The organism is Allobosea sp. P1_A7 (assembly GCF_056406775.1).
In genome coordinates, this window is sequence record NZ_JBFTZN010000340.1 from 2501 (window position 1) to 5751 (window position 3251).

At 54.3% G+C, this 3251-nt stretch carries 2 tRNA genes and 2 rRNA genes (1 of these 4 cut by a window edge); all 4 read right to left on the reverse strand.

Annotated elements, in window-relative coordinates:
* A 23S ribosomal RNA gene (locus tag AC1D34_RS33405) occupies positions 1-803 on the reverse strand (it extends 2057 nt beyond the left edge of the window).
* Positions 804-1031: 228 nt separating this feature from the next.
* Positions 1032-1107 (reverse strand) — tRNA-Ala (locus AC1D34_RS33410).
* 31 nt (positions 1108-1138) lie between these two features.
* Positions 1139-1215: transfer RNA gene (locus tag AC1D34_RS33415), tRNA-Ile, on the reverse strand.
* A 226-nt stretch (positions 1216-1441) separates the two neighbouring features.
* Positions 1442-2928, reverse strand: a 16S ribosomal RNA gene (locus tag AC1D34_RS33420).
* Together the 16S and 23S rRNA genes with 2 tRNA genes alongside form the textbook arrangement of a ribosomal RNA operon.
* Positions 2929-3251 lie beyond the last annotated feature (323 nt).

The window sequence follows — 3251 nt, forward strand, 5'->3', positions numbered from 1 at the left end:
AACCTGCTCATGGCTAGATCACCCGGTTTCGGGTCTAATCCGACGAACTGAACGCCCTGTTCAGACTCGCTTTCGCTGCGCCTACACCTACCGGCTTAAGCTTGCTCGTCAGATTAAGTCGCTGACCCATTATACAAAAGGTACGCGGTCACTCAGGACGAACCTTGAGCTCCCACTGTTTGTAAGCATTCGGTTTCAGGTGCTATTTCACTCCCCTCGTCGGGGTGCTTTTCACCTTTCCCTCACGGTACTTGTTCACTATCGGTCGCTGAGGAGTACTTAGGCTTGGAGGGTGGTCCCCCCACGTTCAGACAGGATTTCACGTGTCCCGCCTTACTCATGTCTCGCTTGGTCTCAGATCCGTACGGGGCTATCACCCATTGATGCGTGGTTTCCCAACCACTTCCGGTAAATTCCAAGCAAGCACTGGCCTGGTCCGCGTTCGCTCGCCACTACTAACGGAGTCTCGTTGATGTCCTTTCCTCCAGGTACTTAGATGTTTCAGTTCCCTGGGTTAGCTTTGAACCCCTATGTATTCAGGGCTCAATACCTTCATCTGACAATTCGTAGTGCAACATCAGCTGGTTAATTGAGCGAACTCTAATCCCAAAAGTGGAGACCACTTTTGGGGAGCGCGCTCCCGACTGGTGTCACAATACGAATTGTCGAAGGTGGGTTTCCCCATTCGGAAATCCGCGGATCAAAGCTCATTCGCAGCTCCCCACGGCTTATCGCAGCGTATCACGTCCTTCATCGCCTCTCAGCGCCAAGGCATCCACCGAATGCTCTTAAGGCACTTGATCGTTCTCATGATCGATGTCCGCAATCCAACAGGATGCAAAACATGATCGGAAAGACCATTTTATGCTTGCCGAATAGACCCGAATAAGACGAGCACGGATGGTGTCCGCGTCCCGAATGTCGCTGGGTAGCGACCTCTTCAGATCTATTCCCTCTTCACAATGACAAACAGCGTTACTCATCGCAGCTCAAAGAGCTGCAATCAGCAAAACCTGAATTTCCGGGCGGTATGGTGGAGCCAGACGGGATCGAACCGACGACCTGAAGCTTGCAAAGCTACCGCTCTCCCAACTGAGCTATGGCCCCGTAATCGAACCTGACGGCTTGTCGAGAAAGCTGGTGGGCCTGGGAGGATTTGAACCTCCGACCTCACGCTTATCAAGCGCGCGCTCTAACCAACTGAGCTACAGGCCCAAGGCATGTCTCGCGACAACGTCGCAAGACACGGCCAAAGAACCAAGCTGTTGGCCCAGAATGCGCGATCACATCCGACCCTATGTCGAACAGATCTGAGCGCATTCGCCCGGAAAAGAAAGAGAAACGAAGACGGCGAAGTTCCGCATGTCGAGGCCTGATTTGGCCTCTTTGTTCCAAGCGGATTTGATGATGAAGCAAGCTTCACCGAAAAATCCTACCTTAGAAAGGAGGTGATCCAGCCGCAGGTTCCCCTACGGCTACCTTGTTACGACTTCACCCCAGTCGCTGAGCCTACCGTGGTCGCCTGCCTCCTTGCGGTTAGCGCGACGCCTTCGGGTAAACCCAACTCCCATGGTGTGACGGGCGGTGTGTACAAGGCCCGGGAACGTATTCACCGTGGCATGCTGATCCACGATTACTAGCGATTCCACCTTCATGCACTCGAGTTGCAGAGTGCAATCTGAACTGAGACGGCTTTTTGGGATTAGCTCCAGATCGCTCTTTCGCTGCCCATTGTCACCGCCATTGTAGCACGTGTGTAGCCCAGCCTGTAAGGGCCATGAGGACTTGACGTCATCCCCACCTTCCTCGCGGCTTATCACCGGCAGTCCCCCTAGAGTTCCCAACTGAATGATGGCAACTAGGGGCGAGGGTTGCGCTCGTTGCGGGACTTAACCCAACATCTCACGACACGAGCTGACGACAGCCATGCAGCACCTGTGTTCCGGCCAGCCGAACTGAAGAAAGACATCTCTGTCGATCAAACCGGACATGTCAAAAGCTGGTAAGGTTCTGCGCGTTGCTTCGAATTAAACCACATGCTCCACCGCTTGTGCGGGCCCCCGTCAATTCCTTTGAGTTTTAATCTTGCGACCGTACTCCCCAGGCGGAATGCTTAAAGCGTTAGCTGCGCCACTGAGGTGCATGCACCCCAACGGCTGGCATTCATCGTTTACGGCGTGGACTACCAGGGTATCTAATCCTGTTTGCTCCCCACGCTTTCGCGCCTCAGCGTCAGTATCGGACCAGTTGGCCGCCTTCGCCACTGGTGTTCTTGCGAATATCTACGAATTTCACCTCTACACTCGCAGTTCCACCAACCTCTTCCGAACTCAAGACTCTCAGTATCGAAGGCAATTCCAGGGTTGAGCCCTGGGCTTTCACCCCCGACTTAAGAGTCCGCCTACGCGCCCTTTACGCCCAGTGATTCCGAGCAACGCTAGCCCCCTTCGTATTACCGCGGCTGCTGGCACGAAGTTAGCCGGGGCTTATTCTTCCGGTACAGTCATTATCTTCCCGGACAAAAGAGCTTTACAACCCTAAGGCCTTCATCACTCACGCGGCATGGCTGGATCAGGCTTGCGCCCATTGTCCAATATTCCCCACTGCTGCCTCCCGTAGGAGTTTGGGCCGTGTCTCAGTCCCAATGTGGCTGATCATCCTCTCAGACCAGCTACTGATCGTCGCCTTGGTGAGCCATTACCTCACCAACTAGCTAATCAGACGCGGGCCGATCTATCGGCGATAAATCTTTCCCCCGAAGGGCTTATCCGGTATTAGTCCAAGTTTCCCTGAATTATTCCGAACCGAAAGGTACGTTCCCACGTGTTACTCACCCGTCTGCCACTAGCACCGAAGTGCCCGTTCGACTTGCATGTGTTAAGCCTGCCGCCAGCGTTCGCTCTGAGCCAGGATCAAACTCTCAGATTGGATGAGTTTGTTCCGGCATCGCTGCGTATTGACGGAGTCATTGCTTGATTACCGAAGTAACCAGCGATGGCTCTTGTAAACGCAGCACACCGAAGTCTCGTTTGACTTGCCCGAAAGCAAGTCCGCAAGAACATCGCCGTCCACGTTTCTCTTTCTGTCTTCAGTTTTCAAACAGCRRTGCGTCTAACAAAGACAAGCAGGCCAACCGATCTCTCGGCTACAAGGCCCGAAGCTCTCATGAAGCGCAGTAGAGCGGCCCCGCCAGCGGCGGCGCCGTCTCGATGGCTGCGTTATAGGCCCCACCCTCTCACCCTGTCAACGCC